23 protein-coding genes and 6 tRNA genes are annotated in these 23,089 nt (G+C 70.8%); 19 read left to right on the top strand and 10 right to left on the bottom strand.

Going from position 1 to position 23,089, the window contains the following annotated elements; genetic code table 11:
* Nucleotides 1-122: 122 nt before the first annotated feature.
* Both cobA and BN159_RS34845 read left to right on the top strand, forming a co-directional pair.
* On the top strand, nt 123-1,355 hold the full coding sequence (gene cobA / locus BN159_RS34840; protein WP_015661742.1) for a uroporphyrinogen-III C-methyltransferase: 1,233 nt from the start codon (nt 123-125) through the stop codon (nt 1,353-1,355).
* Nucleotides 1,356-1,419: 64 nt separating this feature from the next.
* Nucleotides 1,420-2,238, top strand: coding sequence for a TrmH family RNA methyltransferase (locus BN159_RS34845; protein WP_015661743.1), 819 nt, complete (start codon nt 1,420-1,422; stop codon nt 2,236-2,238).
* On the opposite strand, the gene BN159_RS34850 is transcribed toward BN159_RS34845, so the two are convergent.
* Nucleotides 2,205-3,599: a serine/threonine-protein kinase gene (locus tag BN159_RS34850; protein WP_051113577.1), complete on the bottom strand. Its 1,395-nt coding sequence runs from the start codon at nt 3,597-3,599 to the stop codon at nt 2,205-2,207. The genes BN159_RS34845 and BN159_RS34850 overlap by 34 nt on opposite strands.
* A gap of 196 nt (nt 3,600-3,795) precedes the next feature.
* On the opposite strand from BN159_RS34850, the gene BN159_RS34855 reads away from it, so the two are divergent.
* The 4 genes from BN159_RS34855 to BN159_RS34870 all read left to right on the top strand — a co-directional run bounded on the left by BN159_RS34855 (nt 3,796) and on the right by BN159_RS34870 (nt 6,145).
* Nucleotides 3,796-4,071 (top strand): hypothetical protein, encoded by a 276-nt coding sequence (locus BN159_RS34855; protein ID WP_015661745.1) that lies wholly within the window; start codon nt 3,796-3,798, stop codon nt 4,069-4,071.
* Nucleotides 4,072-4,266: 195 nt separating this feature from the next.
* A complete protein-coding gene (locus BN159_RS34860) occupies nt 4,267-4,446 on the top strand; it encodes a hypothetical protein (protein WP_015661746.1) in 180 nt (59 codons plus the stop codon).
* A 382-nt stretch (nt 4,447-4,828) separates the two neighbouring features.
* Complete coding sequence (locus tag BN159_RS34865; RefSeq protein WP_041820308.1) at nt 4,829-5,773, top strand: phosphotransferase family protein; 945 nt, start codon at nt 4,829-4,831, stop codon at nt 5,771-5,773.
* Between the two features lie 81 nt (nt 5,774-5,854).
* The gene (locus BN159_RS34870) at nt 5,855-6,145 is read left to right on the top strand and encodes a TFIIB-type zinc ribbon-containing protein (RefSeq protein WP_015661748.1); all 291 of its coding nucleotides are present in this window, start codon (nt 5,855-5,857) and stop codon (nt 6,143-6,145) included.
* A gap of 58 nt (nt 6,146-6,203) precedes the next feature.
* Here the strand turns inward: BN159_RS34870 and BN159_RS34875 are convergent.
* From BN159_RS34875 to BN159_RS34895, 5 genes are all read right to left on the bottom strand, one after another.
* A tRNA-Val gene (locus BN159_RS34875) sits at nt 6,204-6,275 on the bottom strand.
* 33 nt (nt 6,276-6,308) lie between these two features.
* Nucleotides 6,309-6,380 (bottom strand) — tRNA-Val (locus BN159_RS34880).
* A 34-nt stretch (nt 6,381-6,414) separates the two neighbouring features.
* Nucleotides 6,415-6,486 (bottom strand) — tRNA-Val (locus BN159_RS34885).
* A 1-nt stretch (nt 6,487) separates the two neighbouring features.
* Nucleotides 6,488-6,561: transfer RNA gene (locus BN159_RS34890), tRNA-Cys, on the bottom strand.
* Between the two features lie 39 nt (nt 6,562-6,600).
* Nucleotides 6,601-6,673: transfer RNA gene (locus BN159_RS34895), tRNA-Gly, on the bottom strand.
* 178 nt (nt 6,674-6,851) lie between these two features.
* Between BN159_RS34895 and BN159_RS34900 the strand changes: the two genes are divergently transcribed.
* The 3 genes from BN159_RS34900 to BN159_RS34910 are packed head-to-tail and all read left to right on the top strand — an operon-like array spanning nt 6,852 to nt 9,594.
* Nucleotides 6,852-7,892, top strand: a complete 1,041-nt coding sequence (locus BN159_RS34900) for a chorismate-binding protein (protein ID WP_015661749.1) — start codon at nt 6,852-6,854, stop codon at nt 7,890-7,892.
* 3 nt (nt 7,893-7,895) lie between these two features.
* A complete protein-coding gene (locus tag BN159_RS34905; RefSeq protein WP_015661750.1) occupies nt 7,896-8,717 on the top strand; it encodes an aminotransferase class IV in 822 nt (273 codons plus the stop codon).
* Nucleotides 8,718-8,769: 52 nt separating this feature from the next.
* Entirely contained in the window at nt 8,770-9,594 is an 825-nt protein-coding gene (locus BN159_RS34910) for a GNAT family N-acetyltransferase (protein WP_193384301.1), read from the top strand.
* A 26-nt stretch (nt 9,595-9,620) separates the two neighbouring features.
* On the opposite strand, the gene BN159_RS34915 is transcribed toward BN159_RS34910, so the two are convergent.
* Nucleotides 9,621-10,148 (bottom strand): DsbA family protein, encoded by a 528-nt coding sequence (locus BN159_RS34915; RefSeq protein WP_015661752.1) that lies wholly within the window; start codon nt 10,146-10,148, stop codon nt 9,621-9,623.
* Between the two features lie 199 nt (nt 10,149-10,347).
* Here BN159_RS34915 and BN159_RS34920 point away from each other — a divergent pair, with 199 nt between their 5' ends.
* Nucleotides 10,348-10,782 carry a hypothetical protein gene (locus BN159_RS34920; RefSeq protein WP_041822112.1) on the top strand — a complete coding sequence of 145 codons (435 nt, stop codon included), beginning with the start codon at nt 10,348-10,350 and terminating at the stop codon, nt 10,780-10,782.
* A gap of 49 nt (nt 10,783-10,831) precedes the next feature.
* Nucleotides 10,832-11,089, top strand: coding sequence for a hypothetical protein (locus BN159_RS45880; protein WP_157901130.1), 258 nt, complete (start codon nt 10,832-10,834; stop codon nt 11,087-11,089).
* A gap of 77 nt (nt 11,090-11,166) precedes the next feature.
* On the opposite strand, the gene BN159_RS34925 is transcribed toward BN159_RS45880, so the two are convergent.
* Together BN159_RS34925 and BN159_RS34930 are read right to left on the bottom strand one after the other, a co-directional pair.
* Nucleotides 11,167-11,727 carry a CGNR zinc finger domain-containing protein gene (locus tag BN159_RS34925; protein ID WP_015661755.1) on the bottom strand — a complete coding sequence of 187 codons (561 nt, stop codon included), beginning with the start codon at nt 11,725-11,727 and terminating at the stop codon, nt 11,167-11,169.
* 291 nt (nt 11,728-12,018) lie between these two features.
* The gene (locus tag BN159_RS34930; RefSeq protein ID WP_004002642.1) at nt 12,019-12,432 is read right to left on the bottom strand and encodes an SsgA family sporulation/cell division regulator; all 414 of its coding nucleotides are present in this window, start codon (nt 12,430-12,432) and stop codon (nt 12,019-12,021) included.
* A gap of 191 nt (nt 12,433-12,623) precedes the next feature.
* Here BN159_RS34930 and BN159_RS34935 point away from each other — a divergent pair, with 191 nt between their 5' ends.
* The 7 genes from BN159_RS34935 (at nt 12,624) to BN159_RS34965 (ending at nt 20,098) form a co-directional block, all read left to right on the top strand.
* Nucleotides 12,624-13,076, top strand: coding sequence for a TIGR02611 family protein (locus BN159_RS34935; RefSeq protein ID WP_041820314.1), 453 nt, complete (start codon nt 12,624-12,626; stop codon nt 13,074-13,076).
* An 88-nt stretch (nt 13,077-13,164) separates the two neighbouring features.
* Nucleotides 13,165-13,236, top strand: a tRNA-Val gene (locus BN159_RS34940).
* Between the two features lie 317 nt (nt 13,237-13,553).
* Nucleotides 13,554-14,840, top strand: a complete 1,287-nt coding sequence (locus tag BN159_RS34945; RefSeq protein ID WP_015661757.1) for an ABC transporter substrate-binding protein — start codon at nt 13,554-13,556, stop codon at nt 14,838-14,840.
* 14 nt (nt 14,841-14,854) lie between these two features.
* On the top strand, nt 14,855-15,811 hold the full coding sequence (locus BN159_RS34950; RefSeq protein WP_015661758.1) for a carbohydrate ABC transporter permease: 957 nt from the start codon (nt 14,855-14,857) through the stop codon (nt 15,809-15,811).
* Nucleotides 15,808-16,683: a carbohydrate ABC transporter permease gene (locus BN159_RS34955; protein ID WP_015661759.1), complete on the top strand. Its 876-nt coding sequence runs from the start codon at nt 15,808-15,810 to the stop codon at nt 16,681-16,683. The genes BN159_RS34950 and BN159_RS34955 overlap by 4 nt, the downstream gene beginning before the upstream one ends.
* Nucleotides 16,684-16,685: 2 nt before the next feature.
* Nucleotides 16,686-17,276: a hypothetical protein gene (locus tag BN159_RS34960; protein ID WP_015661760.1), complete on the top strand. Its 591-nt coding sequence runs from the start codon at nt 16,686-16,688 to the stop codon at nt 17,274-17,276.
* Between the two features lie 83 nt (nt 17,277-17,359).
* A complete protein-coding gene (locus tag BN159_RS34965) occupies nt 17,360-20,098 on the top strand; it encodes an exo-rhamnogalacturonan lyase family protein (RefSeq protein ID WP_015661761.1) in 2,739 nt (912 codons plus the stop codon).
* A 7-nt stretch (nt 20,099-20,105) separates the two neighbouring features.
* On the opposite strand, the gene BN159_RS34970 is transcribed toward BN159_RS34965, so the two are convergent.
* Entirely contained in the window at nt 20,106-22,538 is a 2,433-nt protein-coding gene (locus tag BN159_RS34970; protein WP_078599050.1) for an SCO7613 C-terminal domain-containing membrane protein, read from the bottom strand.
* 84 nt (nt 22,539-22,622) lie between these two features.
* On the opposite strand from BN159_RS34970, the gene BN159_RS34975 reads away from it, so the two are divergent.
* On the top strand, nt 22,623-23,069 hold the full coding sequence (locus BN159_RS34975; RefSeq protein ID WP_015661763.1) for an SRPBCC family protein: 447 nt from the start codon (nt 22,623-22,625) through the stop codon (nt 23,067-23,069).
* Nucleotides 23,070-23,089 lie beyond the last annotated feature (20 nt).

Raw genomic sequence — 23,089 nt, forward strand, 5'->3', positions numbered from 1 at the left:
GAGGAACAACCCCACCCACCCGAGCCACCCACTCAGCGCGCGCCGTAAAATCCGCACGTCAGGGCCGCTTCAACGCCGCAGCACGCCCGCCGCACCGCCGCCTGTACGAGGAGCGCACCCTCATGGCCGAAAACCCCGCCTACCCCGTAGGCCTCCGCCTCACCGGCCGCCGCGTCGTCGTCATCGGCGGCGGCCAGGTGGCCCAGCGCCGCCTCCCCGCCCTCATCGCGTCCGGCGCCGACATCCACCTCGTCTCTCCCGAGGCGACCCCCTCCGTCGAGGCCATCGCCGACGCCGGGGAGATCACCTGGCACAAGCGCCCCTACGCGGACGGCGACCTCGCGGACGCCTGGTACGCCCTCATCGCCACCAGCGACACGGAGGCGAACACGCAGGCATCCGCCGAAGCCGAGCGCCACCGCGTCTGGTGCGTCCGCTCCGACGACGCCGACCAGGCCACCGCCTGGACCCCCGCCACCGGCCACAGCGAGGGCGTCACCGTCGCGATCCTCACCACCGACACCAAGTCCCGCGACCCCCGCCACACCGCCGCCATCCGCGACGCGGTCGTCGAGGGCCTGCGCGACGGCACCCTCGTCGCCCCCCACCACCGCACCCGCACCCCCGGCGTCGCCCTGGTCGGCGGCGGCCCCGGCGACCCGGACCTGATCACCGTCCGCGGCCGCCGCCTCCTCGCCGAGGCCGACGTCGTCATCACCGACCACCTCGGCCCCCGCGACCTTCTCGCCGAACTGCCCACCAGCGTCGAGGTCATCGACGCGGCCAAGCTTCCGTACGGCCGGTTCATGGCCCAGGAGGCCATCAACAACGCCCTGATCGAACACGCCAAGCAGGGCAAGTCGGTGGTCCGCCTCAAGGGCGGCGACCCCTTCGTCTACGGCCGTGGCATGGAGGAGGTCCAGGCGCTCGCCGAGGCCGGCATCCCGTGCACCGTCGTACCCGGCATCTCCAGCTCGATCTCGGTCCCGGGCGCCGCGGGCATCCCCGTCACCCACCGCGGCGTGGCCCACGAGTTCACGGTCGTCAGCGGCCACATCGCCCCCGACGACGAGCGCTCCCTGGTCGACTGGCCGTCGCTGGCCAAGCTGACCGGCACGCTGGTGATCCTCATGGGCGTCGGCACGATCGGGAAGGTCGCCGAGACGCTCATCGCGCACGGCAAGTCCCCGGACACCCCTGTCGCCCTCATCCAGGAGGGCACGACCGCCGCCCAGCGCCGCGTCGACGCGACCCTCGCCACGGCCGCCGAGGCGGTCGTCGCGCAGGAGGTCAAGCCGCCGGCGGTGATCGTCATCGGCGAGGTCGTCAAGGTCGGCCCGGCCACCATGGCGTAACCCGAGGTAACTCACCCGCTCCCGGGCCGTTGGCACCGCACGCACGACAAGGCAGTATCACTCTGTGGCCGATCTCATCACCGTCGAGGATCCCGACGACCCGCGCCTGCGCGACTACACGGGTCTGACCGACGTAGAACTGCGCCGCAAGCGCGAACCCGCCGAGGGCCTGTTCATCGCCGAGGGCGAGAAGGTCATCCGCAGAGCGAAGGACGCGGGCTACGAGATGCGCTCGATGCTCCTGTCCGCCAAGTGGGTCGACGTCATGCGCGACGTCATCGACGAACTCCCGGCTCCCGTCTACGCGGTGAGCCCGGAGCTCGCCGAGCGGGTCACCGGGTACCACGTGCACCGCGGCGCGCTCGCCTCGATGCAGCGCAAGCCCCTGCCCACGGCCGCCGACCTGCTCCAGACCGCCCGCCGGGTCGTCGTCATGGAGTCGGTCAACGACCACACCAACATCGGCGCCATCTTCCGCTCCGCCGCGGCGCTCGGCATGGACGCGGTCCTGCTCTCACCGGACTGCGCGGACCCGCTGTACCGCCGCAGCGTGAAGGTCTCGATGGGCGCGGTCTTCTCCGTGCCTTACGCCCGTCTCGAAACCTGGCCCAAGGGCCTGGAGTCGGTACGCGAGGCGGGCTTCTCCCTCCTCGCCCTGACCCCGGACGAGAAGGCCAAGTCCCTCGACGAGGCCGCCCCGCACAAGATGGACCGCGTGGCCCTGATGCTCGGCGCCGAGGGCGACGGCCTCTCCCGTCAGGCCCTGATCGCCGCCGACGAATGGGTCCGCATCCCCATGGCCCACGGCGTCGACTCCCTCAACGTGGGCGCGGCGGCAGCGGTCGCCTTCTACGCGGTGGCGACGGGGCGCCCGGAGGCGTAGGGGGCTGTTCCGGCGCCCGGCTCCGCACCGGGCGTCGATGCCGCCGAATGCTCCTGCCGTACGACGCCCCGCTCGTCGCCGCTGCCCCGGCTCGGGCCCTGGCAGCCCTGGGCGGCCGCGATGCCGAGTGCGACAAGCAGGGTCACCACGACGAACACGAACAGCCGCTGACGCAGCAACTGCGGATTGGCGGGCCGACGGCCCGTGCCGGTGTTCCGCGGCGCCGGACGCCCGGTGCCGCTGCGGGGCGCGGGGGGCCTGCCGCCGTTGCCGGTACGCCCGGTGTTGCGTGACACGGGAGTAGGCCGCGCCCCGGAGCGTCCGGACGACGAGGAAGGGCCCCCGCGCGAGGCGCTGCCGCCCCGGGACGGAGCCGGGCCGCGCGAGGACGGGCCGGTGGCGCGGGGAGCCGGTGTCCCCTGAGTGCCCTGCGGGCGCCGCTGACCGCGCTCCGGGTAGGTCTCGGCGAGCCGCCCGGTCGGCCGGTCCGCCTCTCCGCTGCGCTGAGTGGGCGGCCGCAGCTCCGCGAGCCCTTGCGCCTCACGGGCCGCGATCTCCTTCAGTCGCAGCGACAGCTGAAGGGTGGTCGGCCGCTCCTCGGGGTCCTTGGCGAGGCAGGCCCGCACCAGGGGCGCCAGCGCGTCGGGCACGCCGTGCAGTTGCGGCTCCTCGTGCACCACGCGGTACAGCATCACCTCGGAACTGCCGTGCCCGAAGGGCGAGTCGCCCATCGAGGCGTACGCCAGGGTCGCCCCGAGCGAGAACACGTCCGTGGCCGGGGTGACCGCGGCGCCGCGCACCTGCTCCGGCGCGAGGAAGCCCGGCGAGCCCACCGCCGTACCGACATGGGTGAGCGTGGATGCCCCGGTCGCCCAGGCGATGCCGAAGTCGATGATCCGCGGGCCCTTGGGGGAGAGCAGGATGTTGGACGGCTTCAGATCCCGGTGCACGACCCCGGCCTCGTGGACCGCGACCAGCCCCTCCGACAGGGCGGCCCCGATCGCGGCGACCTCGGCGGCGACCAGCGAACCCTCGTCGACGACCTTGTCGTGCAGGGAGGGGCCGGGCACGTACTGCGTGGCGAACCAGGGCCGGTCGGCGTCGAGATCCGCGGCGACGAGCCGCGCGGTGCAGCCACCCCGGATCCGCCGGGCGGCGGACACCTCACGCGCGAACCGCGAGCGGAACTCCTGGTCCTCGGCCAGATCCGGCCGGATGACCTTCAGCGCGACCCGCTGCCCCTTCTTGTCGGAGCCCAGGTAGACCACGCCCATACCGCCCGCGCCGAGCCGCCTGTGAAGCCTGAACGAGCCGACGACGCGCGGGTCCTCGCGCCTCAGGCGCATCATCGCCATGTTCATCCCCGCTGCCCGGTCCCTGTGACTCGCCACAGCTTACGTTTCCCCGGCCGCCCGCGCGCAGAGGCCGCGCCCTCTCGGCCCGACGGATTGTCAGTGCCCGATGCGAGAATTGAGGAGTGGTCAGAGGGCGGACAGACAGCCGCACTTAATACCTCCGCCCTCGCCAACCACCCACCGACGAAGGGGGATTGAACCCGTGAAGGGTGATCGCGTGGAGATAGTGGTGGACGCCGGGGACACGACCCGTACCTACGAGGTGGTGGCGAGCAGAGCGGGCCGCAGGGTGGAGACAGCGGTACGCCGAGGTGTAGTGGAAGTGAGCGAAGTCACCCGCAACGGATCTGTCGTGCGCACGGCCCGTTTCATGGCGAACCGGGTCCTGGCGCTGGTGGAGCAGCCGGTGCCGCGCGAGGACGCCTCAGAGAAACCGGGGCACACCGGGCGCCCCCTCCGGGAAGACCCCGAGTCCTAGGACCTCGTCTCCACCCAGGGGAGTACTCCCCGGCTGATGGCTCATCCTCCGGGAGGCCCGGCAATCGGTACGAGGGCATGACGTGCGGCGAGGGCCGCGCCCGTAGATTTGAGGTCAAGCGGCGGGTGCAGCACTCGTCCCCCGAGGTCAGACACCCGCCGCTGCCACGACAACCGAACGGTCAGGAGAGGGACCATGGCCTACACGGCACCGCGGACTCGCACGGCGCTCCGCCCCCGCCGCGACGGCCGTCGCCACCCGCTGGTGGCGACGCTGATGGCCCTTCCCCTGGCGGCCCTGCTCCTCCTGGTCTTCGACGGCTGGGAGACAGTGGCCACACAGGCGTCGTCCGTGGGCGTGATGCTGGGGCGCTGAGCGGCGACCCCAGGCCCGGAAGAGCGGTCCGGGCGGGGACATCCACCCATGAAACCCCGTGGGGACGGGGGTGCGGCGGACGGCAACAATGCCGGCGCAGCTGGGGAGCTGCGCCGGCATTACCTTTTCCCCGGAGCAATCGGGCGGCCTGGCCGGCAGCCGAGACGCCGCCCCGCCGGACCGGCCCAACCGCCCTAGCTGCGGGCAGTCGTGCCGCTGGGGCGGCACGGGTGCTCTGGGGGTCCCCCTCTGGGGGGAGGCACCCCGCAAGCGCGGGCGAGCGAAAACCCAGTCCACCCGCACCCCCACCGGCCCGCACCCACCAGACCGGCGCGCACCCCTGCGTACCCTCACCCTCAGACCCACCCCCGCAGGGAGCCAAGTGACAGCCAACAGCCTCGTGCCGGAACTGACCCGCACCGCCACAGCCACCGCCCACGCCCGCCGCCGCACCGCCTGCCCCTGCGGAGCAACCGGCACGCTCGCCGACCGCCCCGACGCCACAGTCGTCCGCCACGCCGACACCGTCGCGAAGGCGCACCCACCCCACACCGACCCCACCGAGCTCACCCTCCGCCTGGCCACAGCCACCGCCCTCCCCGACGTCCTCCTGCCCCCGCTCACCCCCACCCCGGCCCCCCTCCACGACCGCCTCGTCACCTGCTGGCCGTACGGCACCCCCGTAGACCCCAACACCCCCGACGCCGCCCCTTGGGAAGCCGCCGCCACCCTCCTCGCCCGCCTCCACCTCCACCCACCCCTCCCGCGCACACCCCCCATGCGCGGCCCCGCCAAGGCCGCCCGAGCCGTCGAACGTCTCCAGGCCACGGCGCCCACGACCGCCGCCGAGCCCATCCTCCGCGCCTGGCACGCCCTCCCCGCCTGGGCCCGGGCCGAGGCCCAGCTCCCGGACCTCACCCCCACCCTCTGCCACGGCGACTTCCACCTCGGCCAGCTCGTCCGCCACCCGGCCGACCACGGAACCTGGCGACTCATCGACGTCGACGACCTCGGCACCGGCACCCCGGCCTGGGACCTCGCCCGCCCCGCCGCCTGGTACGCCTGCGGCCTCCTCGCCCCGGAAGAGTGGACCCGCTTCCTCACCGCCTACCGCGCCGCGGGCGGCCCGGCCGTCCCCCCGCACGGCGACCCCTGGCCCGCCCTCGACATCCCGGCCCGCGCCCTGACCGTCCAGACCGCCGCCACCGCGCTCACCAAGGCGACCCAGGCCGCCCGCCCGCTCGACGAAGTCGAGCAGTCCTTGATCGACGCCTGCGACCGAATGGCATCCACCCCGCCCGAGTTGACGTGCGAATCCGCCAAGTAGGGTGCAACCGACCGCAGCCGGACAGAGTCTGTCCTGGCGATACCCGAAGCAGGACCGACCGGCGAGGAGTTGAGCCGAACCATGCAGTGTCCGAAATGCCGTGCACCGATGCACACCTACAACCGCAACGGCGTCCAGATCGAGCAGTGCAGCGGCTGCCGGGGGATATTCCTCGACTACGGCGAGCTGGAGGCCCTGACCCGCCTGGAGTCCCAGTGGTCCCAGCCGGCTGCGCCGCCGGCACCCCCCGCCCCGCAGGCCTACCCGGCCGCCCCCGCCCCCGCGGCCCCCGCCTGGGGCGCCCCGCAGCACGGCGGCCACTACGGCCACAAGCGCCACAAGAGCTTCGGCCACATGCTGTTCTCCAGCTGACCGAGAGCCGGCCGAGAACCAAGAAGCCCCCGGCCGCAGGGCCGGGGGCTTCGGTACGTGCGCGATACTGGGATTGAACCAGTGACCTCTTCCGTGTCAGGGAAGCGCTCTCCCGCTGAGCTAATCGCGCGGGGGTCACAGCCCGAGAGCTGTGGATCTTGCGTGCGCGATACTGGGATTGAACCAGTGACCTCTTCCGTGTCAGGGAAGCGCTCTCCCGCTGAGCTAATCGCGCGGGTCAGACCTTCGATGATCTCTCGAAGATCCAGTGGACGATACTGGGATTGAACCAGTGACCTCTTCCGTGTCAGGGAAGCGCTCTCCCGCTGAGCTAATCGTCCTTGGAGGTGGAGACGGGATTTGAACCCGTGTAGACGGCTTTGCAGGCCGTTGCCTCGCCTCTCGGCCACTCCACCAGGAGTGTAGGGGTTCGGGATGATCCCCTTGCTCTTTCGAGCGAACGACGAGGTTCGAACTCGCGACCTCAACCTTGGCAAGGTTGCGCTCTACCAACTGAGCTACGTTCGCCTGTCTTTCCGTTCCGCTTGCGCGTCCCGGCGACGTGTTGAACTCTAGCGGATTCCTGGGCCAGTACAAAAACGCGTTTGTGCAGCGTGCTGCGTCTCACCTGCCCGACGACCTGGTCAGGGCTCCGCCGAGGACATGCCCAGGTCACCCGAAGGACACCGGCCATAGACTCGACAACGTGCTCGACCTCCCTCCCCTGGCCCGCTTCGGCGACCGTCTCGCCACCGGCCTCCTCGACATCACCAGTGACCCCGAGGCCCTCGACTCCACCGGCTTCTGGGCCGTCGCCGCGGACTTCGAGGGCCGTCTGACCTGCGCCCGCTTCCGGGACGTACGCAAGTCGCCCGTGCCCGCGCCGACGCCGGGCGCATGGCAGGGACCGGCGGCGGCCGACTGGACCTCCTCCCTCGACCGCGCCGCGTACATCGACGGCGTGCGCCGGATCCGTGAGTACATCGCGGCCGGGGAGGTCTACCAGGCGAACCTCTGCCGGGTGCTCTCCGCTCCCGTTGCGCCCGACGCCGACGTGGACGCCCTCACCGCGCTGCTGGCCCGCGGCAACCCGGCGCCGTACGCAGGAACGATCCGGCTGCCCGGACACGGCGTGGAGATCGCCACCGCGTCGCCGGAGCTGTTCCTGCGCCGGGACGGGCGGACCGTGGAGTCCGGGCCGATCAAGGGCACCGGGCGCACCGAGGCGGACCTGCTGGAGAAGGACTACGCCGAGAACGTGATGATCGTGGACCTGGTCCGCAACGACATCGGCCGCGTCTGCGCGACCGGCTCCGTCACCGTCCCCGACCTGTGCGCCGTCGAGAAGCACCCGGGACTCGTGCACCTCGTCTCCACCGTGCGCGGTGAACTGCGCCCGGACGCCGGCTGGGCAGAACTCCTCGCCGCCGCCTTCCCGCCCGGCTCGGTCACCGGCGCCCCCAAGTCGAGCGCGCTGCGGATCATCGACGCCCTGGAGACGGCGCCCCGGGGCCCGTACTGCGGCGGCATCGGCTGGGTCGACGCGGACCGTGGCACCGGCGAGCTCGCGGTCGGCATCCGCACCTTCTGGATCGACCGCGCGGAAGGCGTACTGCGCTTCGGCACCGGCGCCGGGATCACTTGGGGCTCGGACCCCGAGGGGGAGTGGCGGGAGACCGAGCTGAAGGCATCCCGGCTGCTCGCGGTAGCGTCGGGAACGTACGAGGTGAGTGGAGAGGGGCTCTAGAAAGTGAAGATCTGGCTCGACGGCGGCTTGCAGGACATCGAGTCCGCCCGCGTCTCCGTCTTCGACCACGGGCTGACCGTGGGCGACGGCATCTTCGAGACGGTGAAGGCGGCCGACGGCAAGCTGTTCGCCCTCACCCGGCACCTGAACCGCCTGACCCGCTCCGCGCGCGGCCTCGGGCTGCCCGACCCCGACCACGACGAGGTCCGCCGCGCCTGTACGGCCGTACTCGACGCCAATCCGATGCCGCTCGGCCGGCTGCGGATCACCTACACCGGCGGCCACGGCCCCCTCGGCTCCGACCGCGGCGAGCACGGCCCGACCCTGGTCGTCGCCGTCGGCGAGACCACCCGCCGCCCGGACTCCACGGCCGTGATCACGGTCCCCTGGACCCGCAACGAACGCGGCGCGCTCACCGGACTGAAGACGACCTCGTACGCGGAGAACGTCGTCGCCCTCTCCCGCGCCCACCAACACGGCAGTTCCGAGGCGCTGTTCGCCAACACGGTCGGCCAACTCTGCGAGGGCACGGGCTCGAACGTCTTCGTCGTCCTGGACGGCGAGATCCACACCCCGCCGGTCGCCTCGGGCTGTCTGGCGGGCATCACCCGTGAGCTGGTCGTGGAGTGGACGGGGGCCAAGGAGACCGATCTGCCGCTGGACGTCCTCGAGCGGGCCGACGAGGTGTTCCTGACGTCCACGCTGCGGGACGTCCAGGCCGTGCACCGCGTCGACGAGCGCGAACTGCCCGGCGCGCCGGGGCCGGTCACCGCCAAGGCCATGCGGACCTTCGACGAGCGGTCCGGCGACGACCAAGATCCGTGAGGTCACGGAAAAGAAGCTGACGTGGCCCTCCATCATGGGTAGAACACCCGTGATGACCACGACTCTGCGGCCGACCGAGCCGCTCCAGCGAGACGCCGACGGGATGCTGTCGCGCCACTTCCAGGTGTGCGTGAACAGCCGTCCCGTCGGCGCGATACACCTGGCGACGCATCCCCTCTTCGGGCCGACCGTCGCGCGCATCAGCGACCTGAGCATCGAGGAGCCGGACCGCGGGCGCGGCCGGGGCGCGGTGGCCGCGCTCGCCGCCGAGGAGGTGGCCCGCGGCTGGGGCTGCACCCGCATCGAGACCATGGTGCCCGGCGGCTCGGGGCCCGCGCTGCGCCTCGCCACCGCCCTGGGCTACGTCCAACGCAACCGCGGCATGGAGAAGCAGCTCCCCGCCACCGCGCCCGAACTGCCCGCGGGCAGCCACGGCCGGCCCATGACGGAGGCCGAGTACGGGCCCTGGATGGAGGCGAGCAACGTGCACTACGCGCAGAGCTGGATCGACCGCGGGGTACCCGAGGACCAGGCCCGGGCCAAGGCCGTCAACGACATGGCCAAGCTGCTCCCGCAGGGCCTCGCCACCGAGCACACGCTGATCAGCGTCCTGGAACACGAGGGCACCCGCGTCGGCACCCTGTGGCTTTCGCTGGCGGGGGAGCAGGCGTACGTCTACGACGTCGAGGCCGACGCGCGCTTCCGCGGCCGGGGCCACGGCCGCACCCTGATGCTGCTGGCCGAGGCCCAGTCGGTGGCCGCCGGGAAGCGGACCATCGGCCTCAACGTCTTCGCGGACAACACCCCGGCCGAGCGGCTGTACGAGTCCCTGGGCTATCTGCCGGTGAGCTACTCGATGTACAAGAACCTGCTCTGAGGCCGACGCGGGAACCCGCTGCGGCTTCAGCCCTGCCCGGCCTCGGCCAGCAGTCGGTCCGCGATCTCCTCGATCCGCTCGCGCAGCCCTTCCTGGCTCTTGCCGCCGTCCAGGCGCTCCCCGCCGATCACATACGTCGGGGTGCCGGTGACGCCGATCGCCTTGCCCTCGGCCTGGTCGGCGTCCACGATCAGGATGTGCCGGCCGTCGATCAGCGCCGTGTCGAACTCCTCGGAGTCCAGACCGAGTTCCCGGGCCACCTCGACCAGGAAGGGTTCGCCCTTACGGTCCAGTTCCTCGACCCGGCCCAGCACGGCTTCCACGTACGGCCACCCCTGGCCCTGCTCCAGCGCCTCCTCGGCGGCCTGCGCCGCGGCGAAGGCGTGCTTGTGCTTCTCCAGCGGGAAGTGCCGCAGCCGCAGTTCCAGCCGGTCGCCGTAGCGGGCGCGCAGGGCTCGCAGATCGTCGAGGGCGGTACGGCAGTCCGGGCACTGGAGTTCGCACCAGACGTCGAGGACGGGTGCGGCGGTACGGACGGGGGAGGAGTCGCTCATGCGGCCAGTCTCCCAGCCGACGGCCCGCCCGGCCCAATCAGGGAGCCGCGAGGGATCACGACCTGACCGGCACCTCCGGATGAGCTGACCCGGAGATGTCCCTGATGTCCGCCGGGACCATGGCCCGGCGGGGCCTCGCAGGTGCAGGATGGAAGGGACGCAGACCCCGTGCCTGACCGAATCCTGTCTGGAGGACCGGATGATTGCCGAGACCGTCTGTTCCGCCGTCGCCGCGGCCGGCCTGGGCATCGCGGCTGTCACGGCGTACCGCAAGCGTTTTCTCTCCGCCGCCCGGATCGCCGCGTATGCGCTGGTCCCGCTCGGACTGGTGATGACCGGAGTCGTCGAGTGGCTGGCGGACACCGCGTTCAGCCCGACCGCGTGGGCGGGCTTCGGTGTGCTCGGCGCCGCGTGGCTGCTGTTCGCGAGCACCCGGGCCGTGGAGCGCCGGCGTGGTGGCGGCACCCGCAAGGAGCGCAAGGAGGCGGCCCGGTCCGCCGGGCACGGGGCGGTGGCCCCGGCGGCCTCGGCGCCCTCCCTGGGCCCCGCCTCCCGCCCGGCGGCCAAGCCCGCCGCGGCGTCCCAGGAGGACTTCAGCGACATCGAGGCGATCCTCAAGAAGCACGGCATATGACGGCCGCATGAGGGCTGAAACGACACAGTGGGTCGCCGCCCGTCCGTAAGTGATCAAGACCCGCACCGGACATTGCGGAATATGGCGAACTCCCTCTCGTTCCGGGCGTGTTGATCGCGCGGGGAGCGTTCCCTGCGTCATCATCGCCCGCGAGATGCTGGACACGACACAAGGCGAGACCGCGCCGCCGCAGGACGAGCCGCGCGGATGCCTCTTCGCCCTTTCCCAGCCACCGCTGATGATCTTCCTTGCGGTGATCGGGTGTCTGCTGCTCATGGCTGCGCTGCACGACCTGCTGCTGCTCTGAGCCGTACCCGCGGCCCCCGGCGCCACCCGCCGGGGCCCGCGTCGACGCCGATGTCGTCCAGTGCGGGTCGGCAGGCCCTAGCCCGCCGCCTCCTTGCGGCGCGCCCGGTAGGCGGCCACATGCAGTCGGTTGCCGCAGGTGCGGCTGTCGCAGTACCGGCGCGAGCGATTGCGGGACAGGTCCACGAAGGCGCGCCGGCAGTCGGGGGCCTCGCAGCGGCGCAGCCGCTCCTGCTCCCCGGCGACCACGAAGAACGCCAGAGCCATGCCGCAGTCGGCCGCCAGGTGATCGGCGACCGAGGCGCCGGGTGCGAAGTAGTGCACATGCCAGTCGTAGCCGTCGTGATCGGTCAGCCGCGGGGTGGTGCCCGCGGCGGCGACCAGTTCGTTGATCAGACCCGAGGCGACCCGGGCGTCCGATTCCGCGAAGACGCGGGCGAACTTCCCCCGGACCTTGCGCACCGCGGACAGGTCGAGCTCCGAGAGCACGCCGACATCGCTGATGTCATTCCTGCGCACGAAATCGGCGAGCGCCGCAACGTCCGCCAGCGTGTCCTGCGCCGTGTCGTCCTCCGGCGCGGTGTTCACCAGATCCACGACGGCGTCGAGGGCGCACCGGGTGTCGTGGGTGATCAGCACGTTTCGCTCCCTGGCCTGAGGGTCGGGCGCACCGCGCCCGCCGATGCTGGCCGATGGTAGTAGCTTCGCCGACGGCGGGACGGAAGCACCAGGGGCCTGGTAGCCGCGGGCAACCGGATACCGGGCCGAGTGGCGGGATCCGGCCGCGCCGGAGCGGGGTGCACGCACGACGACGCCGTCCCGTGAGTAACTCACGGTGACGGCGTCGGCGCATACCGTATGCGATTGTTTGTCCTGGCCCGAGCCGTCACCCCGAGTCGACGGCGCCGGGCGGCTTCGTGGCGCCCCGCTTCAGCTCTCCGCCAGGATGTGTGAGAGCTCCTGATCGAGATCGAAGTGCCGGTGTTCCGTGCCGGGGGGCACGGCGGCGTCTGTTCGCTTCAGGAAGGACTCCAGGGCGCGTGCGGGGGCTTCGAGAAGGGCTTCGCCCTCCGGGGAGCTCAGGGCGATGCACACGACTCCCTGGCCGTGACTGCGCGACGGCCAGACTCGGACGTCGCCGGTGCCGGTGGGCCGGTGCAGGCCCTCAGCCAGGAGGTCGCGGGCGAACACCCACTCGACGGTCTCCTCGGCTCCGGTGTGGAAGGTGGCGTGCACGGCGTAGGGGTCGGCCGTGTCGTACCGCAGGCCTGCGGGGACAGGCAGGGAGGACTCGCTCGACACAACGAGGCGCAGGTGCAGCTCGCAGCTGACCGTGGTGTTCATAAGCGCCAGGGCCTTTCGCTCAGTGTGCGCTCGGGGATTCGCACGTCGGCGAAATCGACATGCCACCTACGGTGCCGTTGTAAACCCCTCTGAGTGTTTTGCGTGTCTTTACGTAACTCTTCCGGCCGACGACCCGTTCGCGAGGTACGACCATTCCGGTGACTGGTTTCTCTCCGGTAGGGTTTGGCCGTATGAACACGGGGAGTAGCGAGCCTGGCGAGGTGGCCATGGCCTCGAACGAGACCGATCTGGACGGTGCGAAGACCGAGCGGGGGCTCGGTTCGAGAGCGCCGGAATTCATCAAGGCACGCCGCATGCTGCACCTCAGTTGGCAGGTGGGTGTCTTCATCATCGGCCTGGCGGTCGTGGCGCTCGGCATCGTCATGCTGCCGCTGCCCGGACCCGGCTGGGTCGTGATCTTCGGCGGCATGGCGATCTGGGCGACCGAGTTCGTCTGGGCCCAGCTGGTGCTGCGCTGGACCAAGCGCAAGGTCACCGAGGCCGCCCAGCGCGCCCTTGATCCGAAGGTGCGCCGCCGCAACATCATCCTGACGTCGATCGGGCTGGTGATCGTGGCCGTGCTGGTCGGCATCTACCTCTGGAAGTTCGGCATCGTCATGCCCTGGAAGATCAAGGACCAGTGATCCGTCGAGGGGGTGCGAGTGCCGGCCGGGCGGCGTCCTCGCTGGTCACAAGTACCCCCTGACATGGGGTAATGTTCTTCCTGCGCCCGGGCGATTAGCTCAGTGGGAGAGCGCTTCGTTCACACCGAAGAGGTCACTGGTTCGAACCCAGTATCGCCCACCCGGGATCACGGCCCGTCTGCTGAAGAGCAGGCGGGCCGTAGTCGTTCCCGCCCCGGACGACTTTCGGCCGACGGTACTTCGCGTCCGGCGCCCCCCATCCCGTTCGGCCGGCCGACTCCGCCCGCCTCACCTGCGGCAACCCTCCGCCTTGCACGGTGATCCGCCCTCGCTCGCGGCCACCCCGCTGACCCGCCCCGCAAGAAATTCCTGTCCGAATCATTGACGCACCCCGAGGCCCTCCGTAACTTGTGCCAGCAAGCGCTTACTTGAAACGATTCATGCAACCGGCGACGACGCCGCGGGGAGGGCCCGACTGTGGGAACCAGCAGGAATGTTGAGAGGCGTACGATCCTGAAGGCGGCCGGTGCTTCGGCTGCCACGCTCGGGCTGGCCGCGACCACCGGCTGTGGGGGCGACAGCGGCTCCGGCGACGGGACGGTGACGCTCCGTTACGCCTGGTGGGGCGGCGAGCCGCGGACCATCGCCATCAAGAAGTCGATCGCGCTCTTCGAGAAGAAGTACCCGAAGATCAAGATCAAGCCGGAATTCACGGACTACGCCGCCTTCTGGGAGAAGTTCCAGACGCAGGCCTCCGGTGGAAATCCGCCGGACGTTTTCCAGAATGCCGTCGGCTTCCTGCGCAAGTACGACAAGCGCGGTGTTCTGATGGATCTCAAGACGCAGGCGGACGCCGGGAATCTGAGCCTGGAGAACTTCCGCAACGGCGTTCTGGCGAACGGTCAGGTCGACGACAAGCAACTCGGCATCCCGGTCGGCGCCAACACGATGGCGCTCGTCATCGACCTCAAGGCCTTCGAGAAGGCGGGCGTGGAGGCGAAGTTCGGCTGGACCTGGGACGAGTACTTCGACGCGCTCCAGACGATCCAGGACAAGCTGAAGATCTCCGGTGACACCGGCTACTTCGGCATCATGTACCTCTACGATCTGTACCTCCGTCAGAACGGCAAGGCCTTCTTCACCGACTCCGATCTCGGTTTCACCGAGGACGATCTGACGCAGTGGTGGGAGGACGGCTACAAGCGCGTCCGGTCCGGGCTGGTCGCCGACCCCAAGAAGATCGAGCAGGTCGCGCCCAAGTCCGGTCTGTCGGCGGGCCTCGCCGCCTCCGAGTTCACCTGGGACAACTTCTCCATCCGTTACGAGGGCGAGGGCGAGTCGGACTACGGGCTCGCGCCGATCCCCACCACCGACGGAAAGCAGACCGGCCAGTACCTCGGTTCGCTCATGCTCAGCGCCTTCTCCGGGACCAAGCACCCGAAGGAGGTCGCCCAGTTCATCGACTTCATGGTCCATGACCCCGAGGTCGGCAAGATCATGGGCTACGACCGCGGCATCCTGGCCACCACCGAGCAGTACGACGCGTTCACGCCCGCCGACGACAACAACAAGGGCGTCAAGGCGTACGAGGAGGAGGTCGCCGACGCCGGTGTGCTCGGGAAGATCACCCCGCACCCGTCCGGCGCCGATGTCATCGAGGCCGCGTTCCTGCGTATCGGCGGCGAGGTCGCCCAGGGCAAGACCAAGCCCGCCGACGCGGCCAAGGCGCTGTTCAGCGAGGCCAAGGCCGCGTTCGCGGGCTGAGGGGACGTACCACCATGACGCTCGTCAAGGAAGCGCCCGCGCGCCCGGCCGGGAAGCGGTCCGCCGCTCCCGCCGCCGGGCGGCGCGGGCGGCGCCGCGAGAACCTCGCCGGCTATCTGTTCATGTCGCCGTGGATCGCGGGGTTCCTGCTGCTCACGGCGGGGCCGATGATCGCGTCGCTGTACTACGCGTTCACCAGCTACAACCTGTTCACCCCGCCCAAGTGGGTGGGCCTGGACAACTTCACGACGATGTTCCAGGACCCGCGCTGGCAGAAGTCGGTCGAGGTCACGCTGAAGTACGTCGTCGTGGCCACCCCGCTGAAACTGCTGCTCGCGCTCGGCGTCGCGCTGCTGCTCGCGCAGAGCCGGCGCGGCCAGGGCCTGTACCGGGCCGCGTTCTACATGCCCTCGCTGATCGGCGCCAGCGTCTCGGTGGGCTTCGTGTGGCGGGCGCTGTTCTCGGACGACGCGGTCGTGGACCGTACGCAGAAGGTCTTCGGTCTTGATGTGGGCGGCTGGATCGGCAACCCGGACTACGTCATCTACGCGCTGGTCGCGCTGAGCATCTGGCAGTTCGGCGCGCCGATGGTCATCTTCCTGGCCGGGCTCAAGCAGGTCCCGCGGGAGCTGTACGAGGCCGCCGAGGTGGACGGGGCCGGACCGCTGAGGCGGTTCTGGAACATCACGCTGCCGATGATCTCCCCGGTCCTGTTCTTCAACGTCCTGCTGGAGTCCATCCACGCGTTCCAGGTGTTCGGCTCCGCCTACGTCGTCTCCGACACCCGGTGCGGGCCCGCCGACGCGACTCTCGTCTACACCTGTTACCTCTACCAGAAGGGCTTCAAGGAGGCCCAGATGGGCTTCGCCTCCGCGATGGCCTGGACACTGGTGGTCGCGGTGGCGCTGGTCACGGCGGTCCTGTTCTGGTCGCAGAAGAAGTGGGTGCACTACGAGGAGGCCGCCAAGTGACCAGTGCCACCACCCCTGTCGTGCGCTCCGCCAAGCAGCGGCGGCGCACCGGATCGATCGCCTGGCACGTGGGCGCGCTGCTCGTCCTCGCGGTCGTGCTGTATCCCGTGATCTGGGTCGTCGGTGCCTCGTTCAAGCCGAGCAAGGACATCATCGCCAGCCTCGACCTGCTGCCCACCGAGCCGGTCTGGGCGAACTTCTCGGGGCTCGCCGACGGGATATCCGGCATCTCCATCAGCAGCTTCTTCTGGAACTCGCTGATGTACGCGGGTCTCGCCGTGATCGGCGTCGTGGTGTCCAGCTCGCTGACCGCGTACGCCTTCGCCAAGATCGGGTTCGCCGGGCGGAACCTGCTGTTCACGCTGATGATCGGCACCCTGCTGCTGCCGTACCACGTTCTGCTCATCCCGCAGTACGTGCTTTTCCGCAACCTGGAACTCGTGGACACGCTGGTGCCGTTGGTCGCGGGGAAGTTCCTGGCCACGGAGGCGTTCTTCGTCTTCCTGATGGTGCAGTTCATGCGCGGGCTGCCGCGCGAGTTGGACGAGGCCGCCAAGCTGGACGGCTGCGGGCATTTCAGGACCTACTGGTCCATCGTGCTGCCGCTGAGCCGCCCCGCCATCATCACCAGCGCCATCTTCACCTTCATCAACGCCTGGAACGACTTCATGGGCCCGTTGATCTACCTCAACACCCCCGAGAAGTACACCGTTTCGCTCGGCCTGATGATGTTCCGCGACCAGGAGGGCATCTCCAACTACGGCAGCATGATCGCGATGTCGTTGGTGGCGCTGGTGCCGGTCATCGCCTTCTTCATGGCCTTCCAGCGGTATCTGATCGACGGCATGGCGACCTCCGGACTGAAGGGGTGACCATGGCCGTGGCCCGTACGAAGGCGCGCAAGGAGTCCATGTTCGGCGAGCGCTTCGGGGTTTTCGCCGAGTGTCTGCTCACCGGTGTGTGGATCGCCGTGGCCTCGCTCGGGGTCGTCACCTACCCGGCCGCCTTCGCCGCCGGTGCCCGGCATCTGTGCCGCCGTACCGCCCATGAGGCCGGTGGGTGGCGGGAGTTCGTCGCCGACCTCCGGGCGGCCGTGCGCGGCGGGTGGGTGGTCGGGCTCGTCGGCTGGGTGGCGGCCGCGGCGGTCTGGGTGGATGTCCAGGCCGCGAGGTCCGGGCTGCCCGGCGGGACCTTCGCCGGGGCTGTCGGACTGTTCGCGCTGATCGGGCTCGCCGTGGCGCTGCTGCGGGCCACGGCCCTCTGGACGCCCGGATCCTCCTGGCGGGAGCTGCTCGCCGACGCCGTACGCCGGACCGTGCTCGACCCGGCCGGATCCTTCCTGATCGTCGCCGGTCTCGCCGTCGTGGCCCTGTCCGCCGGGTTCGTCGCACCGCTGGCGGTTCCCGTCCTGGGAGCCGTCGCGGCGGCGGCCGTCGCCGTGGAGGAGCGGTACCGACACCGCTGACCTCGCTTCAGGTCGGTGCCCTTGGGCGCCGCCCCTCTCTCTGTCATGCCCCTGTCCAATTCACCCGCATGGAAGGTAAGGTCATGTCCCCCATCCCTCGCAGGTCCCTGCTCAAAGCGGCCGCCGTCGCCGGAGCCGCCGCGCAGTTCAGCTGGGCACTAGGGGCGAAGGACGCGCAGGCCGCGCCCAGAGCCGCCGCCGGTGACGGCGATCCCGTGACGCTGGACTGGCTGGAGGACGGCGGTCTCGGCGCCGCGCCCGGCTCGACCGTCGGGGTGCCCTGGCCGAAGGGCGCCTTCCAGGAGGACCAGACGTTCGCGCTGACGGACGCGGACGGCAAGGCGGTGCCCGTACAGACCTGGCCGCTCGCCTACTGGCCCGACGGATCCCTCAAGTGGACCGCGCACGCGGTGAGTTCGGGCGGCTCCGGCAAGCTCACCCTCGCCGCGGGCGAGGCCGCCGCCCCGGAGAAGAAGGTCACCGTCGACAAGAGCGGCGGCACCATCGACGTCTCGACCGGCGTCATCACCGCGAGGATCGGCAAGTCCGGCGCCACGATCGTCAAGTCGGTGACCCGGGGATCGACGGAGATCGCCCGCAACGGCCGCCTCGTCCTGATCCGCCAGCCCGAGATCGAGGACGAGGATCAGGGCGCGGTCAAGACCGAGCGCTTCGACGGAGCCATCTCCGAGGTCACCGTCGAACAGGACGGCCCGGTCCGCGTGGTCGTCCGCATCGACGGCAAGCACCGCAAGGGCACCCGCAGTTGGCTCCCCTTCTCCCTCCGCCTCTACTTCTACGCGGGCGCCGACTCCTTCCGCATGGTGCACACCGTCACCTTCGACGGCACCCAGGAACCCGGCAAGGCGAGCGGCGACTTCATCCGCGGCCTCGGTGTCCGCTTCACCGTCCCGATGCGCGATCAGTCCTACGACCGCCACATCCGCATCGGCGGCGAGGGCACCGGTCTGCTCCGCGAGGCCGTCAAGGGCATCACCGGACTGCGGCGGGACCCGGGCGCGGCCGTCCAGGCGGCCCAGTTCGAGGGCAAGAAGCTGCCCGACCCGGCGACTTGGGACCAGCGGGTCACCACCCGCCTCCAGTACATCCCCGAGTGGGGCGACTACACCCTCGCCCAGCTCTCCGCCGACGGTTTCACCCTGCGCAAGCGCACCAAGAAGGGCCACGGCTGGGTCGGCGCCGGCGGGGGCGGCCGCGCGAACGGCTTCGGGTACGTCGGGGGCGTCAGCGGCGGATTCTCCTTCGGCCTGCGGGACTTCTGGGAGAAGTTCCCCGCCCAGCTGGACATCCGCGACGCCCAGACCGACGAGGCCGAGGTCACCCTCTGGCTCTGGTCGCCCGAGGCCCAGCCCATGGACCTGCGCTTCTACCACGACGGCATGGGCCAGGACACCTTCCCCGAGCAGCTCGAAGGCCTCAACATCACCTACGAGGACTACGAGCCCGGCTTCGGCACCCCGTACGGCATCGCCCGCACCTCCGAACTCCTCTTCTGGGCCAATGAGTCGACCCCGTCGGCGGACCAACTGGCCCAGCAGATCGAGGCCGTACGCGTACTGCCGCAGCTCGCGGCCCCGCCCAGGCAGCTCATCAAGGCCGGAGTCTTCGGCCCCGGCCTGTACTCCGAGCCCGACCGCTCCACCCCCGCCAAGGCCAGGATCGAGGACCACCTCGACTTCCTCTTCACCTATTACAAGGACCAGGTGGAGATGCGCCGTTGGTACGGCTTCTGGGACTACGGCGACATCATGCACACCTACGACACCGTCCGGCACCAGTGGCGCTACGACATCGGCGGCTACGCCTGGGACAACTCCGAACTGTCGCCGGACCTCTGGCTCTGGTTCGCCTATCTGCGCTCCGGCCGCTCGGACATCTTCCGCTTCGCCGAGGCGATGACCCGGCACACCGGCGAGGTCGACGTCTACCACCTCGGCGAATGGGCGGGCCTCGGCACCCGGCACGGTGTGCAGCACTACGCCGACAGCGCCAAGCAACAGCGCATCGCCAACACGACGTACCGCCGCTACTACTACTTCCTCACGGCGGACGAACGGGTCGGCGACCTCATGCACGCCAACGTCGACTCCGACGAGACCTTCCTCGTCCTCGACCCCATCCGCAAGATCCGCACCGAGCCGTACACGCCCGACCGGCACGCGCTGTCGATCGGCTTCGGCACGGACTGGAGCGGCCTGGTCTCCGCCTGGCTGACCGAGTGGGAGCGCAAGGGGCCCAAGTGGGAGAAGGCCAAGGCGCGCGTTCTGTCCACGATGGAGACCATCGCCGCGCAGCCGAACGGCTTCGTCCAGGGCACCGGCCTCTACGACCTGGACACCGGGAAGTTCGCCGTCGCCGACAAGCCGGTGGTCGGGGTCTCGCACCTGTCCGCCGTGTTCGGCCTCAACGAGCTGTGCGCCGAGCTCATCGACCTCGTCGACATGCCGAAGTTCAACGAGGCGTACTTCGACTACTGCCGCTACTTCAATGCCACCAAGGCCGAGCAGGCGGCGCGGTACGGCTCCAACTTCGGGACGCTGCTGCTGTTCCAGGGCCACTCCCGGCTGGACGCGTACGCGGCCGTCAAGACCGGGGACGAGAAGCTCGCCAAGCGGGCGTGGGAGAAGTTCTACAACTCCGACGGCTACAAGGAGTCCGCGCCCTGGAAGACGGAGAAGCTGAGCGGTCCGGTCACCCTGGTTCCCGGCAGCGAGGCCACCTGGGTGTCCACGAACGACACCGCGCTGTACGGCCTCGCCGCCATCGAGAACCTGGCGTTGCTGGGGGACAAGATGCCGTAGCGACCGGCTAGTTCATCCTCCCCAGAGCATCCCGCATCCGTCGGACATCCCTGATCCGCTGCTCGTACGTCGCGCCCAGCATGAGCAGCAGGAGTCCGGCGAGTGCGGGAAGTGCCCAGCGGGGGAGGGCGTCGGTCACCTGGACGATGTACGGGGACAGTTCGTGCAGGGCGTCCAGGGCGAGCACCGCGCCGCCGAGCAGCAGCGGCGCCTGGAGCTGGTGACCGCCGCCCAGCAGGGTGAGCGACAGGGCCGCCAGGCCCAGCAGGAGGGGGCGCGTCCAGTGCGGGTCGGCCCAGGCCGCGATCAGGCTCGGCAGCAGGGTCGCGGCCAGGCCCGGCCCGTACGCCGTCCACGACGAGGTCTGCGGATCGCGGCGCCTGCGCAGGGCGCCGACGAGCAGGGCCGGAATCGTCATCGGGAGCGTGTACGCCTCGGGTGTGCCGACCTCCCAGGCGGCCAGGCGGACCCAGGTGGCCAGGACGAAGAGGGCGGCGGACGCGTAGCCGACGGCGCGGCGGTCCGGTCGTAGCGTCGTGGCCGCGGTGATCACTCCGCACAGGGCGAGGACGAGGGCGAGCATAGGGGGGTCGGTGATCGTGAGTCCGATGGCCAGGAGTGCCGCTGCGGCGCCCGTCACCTCGATCGGGAGCGTCGCCCGGTGCGCGCTGCCGAGGCGGTGGGCGAGCAGGGCGGCGGTCACCGGGACCGTCAGGACCAGCAACGCCGTGTGCTGCGGCTGCCAGTCGGCGGCGGCGCCGATTGCGCAGGTCAGGGCGGTGGCGTAGGCCAGGGCCGCCGGTGCGGCGAACTGCGGGACGCGCAGGGTCGCCGCCGCGAAGAGGACCGTCAGCGTCGTGAGCACGGCCAGGGTCGCGGACTGCGCGGCCAGGGCGAGGAGGGCGGCGTGGGCGGAGGTGAGGGTGGCGAGGGCGGCGAGGATCCAGGAGGTCGGAATGGTTGGGGCGCTTGGAGCGGTGGTCGCTTCGGGCGTGCCGGTCGTGGAGTCAGCTTCGGTTGCGGAGGTTGCGGAGGTTGCGGAGGTCGCGGATGCCGTGAAGGTCGTCGCCGCACCCAGCAACGCCAGCGCCGTTACCGCGAGCGCAACCAACAGGCCTGCCTCGTACGGCAGTTCCAGTACCGGCGGGAACACCAGCGCCGCCGCCCAGGCCAGGCCCAGCGCCGTCGGCCTCGCCCAGGAGTGGGCGGTGAAGGCCAGTACCGTCGCGACGGTTGCCAGGACCAGCGGGGCCGTCTCCGTGTACGGAGGCCAGGGCAGCTCCGCCGTCACCGTGGCGCGGATGTCCGAGGGCGCGCCCGACCAGGGGCGCTCGATCCAGGCGAGCGGGCCCAGCAGTGTGACGGCGACGAGCTGCGCCGCCCACAGCGCGGCCAGCGCCTGGACACCGGCGGAGGCCATGGCGAGGCCCTGCCGCACCGGCTCAGGGACGCTCGGCACGCGCAGCGCCGCCAACAGGGCGATGGCACAGGCCAGATACGCCGGAACCGTCCACGCCTCCGGCAACACCACGCGCGGGACGCCGCCCAGCGCCGCGACCAGCAGCACGCCGCCGACCGGCGCGGCCGGCTTCGCCGTACGCCAGGCGGCCGTCAGCGCGATCGCCGCACCCAGGAGGAGGAGCGCCGCCGCACGGGCGGCGGCGCTCGGACCAGTGGCCGCCAGGGACAGCCCCCCGGCGGTCAGCACACCTCCGGCGCCCATGCCGCACGCGCCGACGACGGCCGCGACACGTACGGAGCGGGTCGGCACCCGGAGCGCCACAGCCGTGTTGAAACCTGCCGTCACCAGCAGCGCGGCGGCGAACTCGACCAGCCCGGCATCAGCCGCCAACGCCCACAGCGGCAGCGGGAGTTGGGCCGCCGCCAGCGCGGAGGGCAGCGGCAGCCGCAGCTCGGCCGTCCGCGGCAGCAGGCCGTACGCCGTCCAGATCACCGCAAGCGCCGCCGCCGACACCGCCGTGTAGCCGACGCCGTCCACCTCGCCCAGCGCGACCTCGTGCAGGGCGTACGCGTCCAGCACCGTCAGCGCCAGACCGAGCCCGGCCACCGACTCCGCCGTCGAGCGCAGGCCACGGGCCAGCAGCGGGAGCGGAGCGGCCAGCGCCGCCACCGTGATCGCGCCCAGCACCGCGGCCCGGCCGGCGATGCCCAGGTGGCCCCAGCCGACCAGGGTGAACGCCAGCGCGGCGATCGTGAGCAGGGTGCCGCCGAGGATCAGCAGCACGTTCTGCACGCGCGGAGGCGCGGCCTCGGGGCGCTGCGCTGCCGGGGGCGGTGTCACCGCGCGCGGCCGGGCGGCGTCCAGCGTGGCGACCAGCCAGCCGCGGCGGGCGAGCAACTGGGACCGCCGGGCGTCCAGTTGTCGCAGCTCCGCGTCGAGGAGCCGCAACTCCTCGGCGGGGGAGGGAATGTGCGTCATACCTCGGAGTGTGGTCCGGGTCACGCCGTACGACATGAGTGCGGGTACTCAGTACGTACTCAGATCCGGTGCCACACTCGGCCCATGGACTGGTCCCATTACCGATTCCGCAGCCGATGGACCCTGCCCGCGCCGCCCGCCGTCGTCTACGCCGCCCTGGAGCGCGCCGAGGACTATCCGCGCTGGTGGCCCCAGGTGCGCGAGGTGGACCGGCTCGACGACACCAGCGGTGTGATCCGCATTCGCTCGGTCCTGCCGTACGACTTGGTCTTCACCGCGCGCGAGGTGCGGCGCGATCCGGCCGCCGGGGTGCTGGAGATCGCCATGGTCGGTGACCTGGAAGGCTGGGCACGCTGGACCATCACCCCGGACGGCACCGGCAGCCTGGCCAGCTACGACCAGGTCGTCGAGGTGCGCAAGCCGCTGATGCGCCGACTCGCCGTCCCCGGACGGCCCCTCTTCCGTGCCAACCACTGGCTGATGATGCGGGCCGGACGACGCGGTCTGGCCACCCACTTGGAAGCGGTTTGAAGGAAGCCCGCGAAGACCTG

Source organism: Streptomyces davaonensis JCM 4913, assembly GCF_000349325.1.
GTDB lineage: Bacteria > Actinomycetota > Actinomycetes > Streptomycetales > Streptomycetaceae > Streptomyces > Streptomyces davaonensis.

Excerpts from the sequence above, each read along its gene's own strand:
- BN159_RS34910 (WP_193384301.1), top strand. The coding sequence starts at position 8,770 with ATGACCACGACTCTGCGGCCGACCGAGCCGCTCCAGCGAGACGCCGAC.
- BN159_RS34935 (WP_041820314.1), top strand. The coding sequence starts at position 12,624 with ATGAACACGGGGAGTAGCGAGCCTGGCGAGGTGGCCATGGCCTCGAAC.
- BN159_RS34950 (WP_015661758.1), top strand. The coding sequence starts at position 14,855 with ATGACGCTCGTCAAGGAAGCGCCCGCGCGCCCGGCCGGGAAGCGGTCC.
- BN159_RS34870 (WP_015661748.1), top strand. The coding sequence starts at position 5,855 with ATGCAGTGTCCGAAATGCCGTGCACCGATGCACACCTACAACCGCAAC.
- BN159_RS34960 (WP_015661760.1), top strand. The coding sequence starts at position 16,686 with ATGGCCGTGGCCCGTACGAAGGCGCGCAAGGAGTCCATGTTCGGCGAG.
- BN159_RS34975 (WP_015661763.1), top strand. The coding sequence starts at position 22,623 with ATGGACTGGTCCCATTACCGATTCCGCAGCCGATGGACCCTGCCCGCG.
- BN159_RS34965 (WP_015661761.1), top strand. The coding sequence starts at position 17,360 with ATGTCCCCCATCCCTCGCAGGTCCCTGCTCAAAGCGGCCGCCGTCGCC.
- BN159_RS34860 (WP_015661746.1), top strand. The coding sequence starts at position 4,267 with ATGGCCTACACGGCACCGCGGACTCGCACGGCGCTCCGCCCCCGCCGC.
- BN159_RS34915 (WP_015661752.1), bottom strand. The coding sequence starts at position 10,148 with ATGAGCGACTCCTCCCCCGTCCGTACCGCCGCACCCGTCCTCGACGTC.
- cobA (WP_015661742.1), top strand. The coding sequence starts at position 123 with ATGGCCGAAAACCCCGCCTACCCCGTAGGCCTCCGCCTCACCGGCCGC.
- BN159_RS34930 (WP_004002642.1), bottom strand. The coding sequence starts at position 12,432 with ATGAACACCACGGTCAGCTGCGAGCTGCACCTGCGCCTCGTTGTGTCG.
- BN159_RS34850 (WP_051113577.1), bottom strand. The coding sequence starts at position 3,599 with ATGAACATGGCGATGATGCGCCTGAGGCGCGAGGACCCGCGCGTCGTC.
- BN159_RS34970 (WP_078599050.1), bottom strand. The coding sequence starts at position 22,538 with ATGACGCACATTCCCTCCCCCGCCGAGGAGTTGCGGCTCCTCGACGCG.
- BN159_RS34920 (WP_041822112.1), top strand. The coding sequence starts at position 10,348 with ATGATTGCCGAGACCGTCTGTTCCGCCGTCGCCGCGGCCGGCCTGGGC.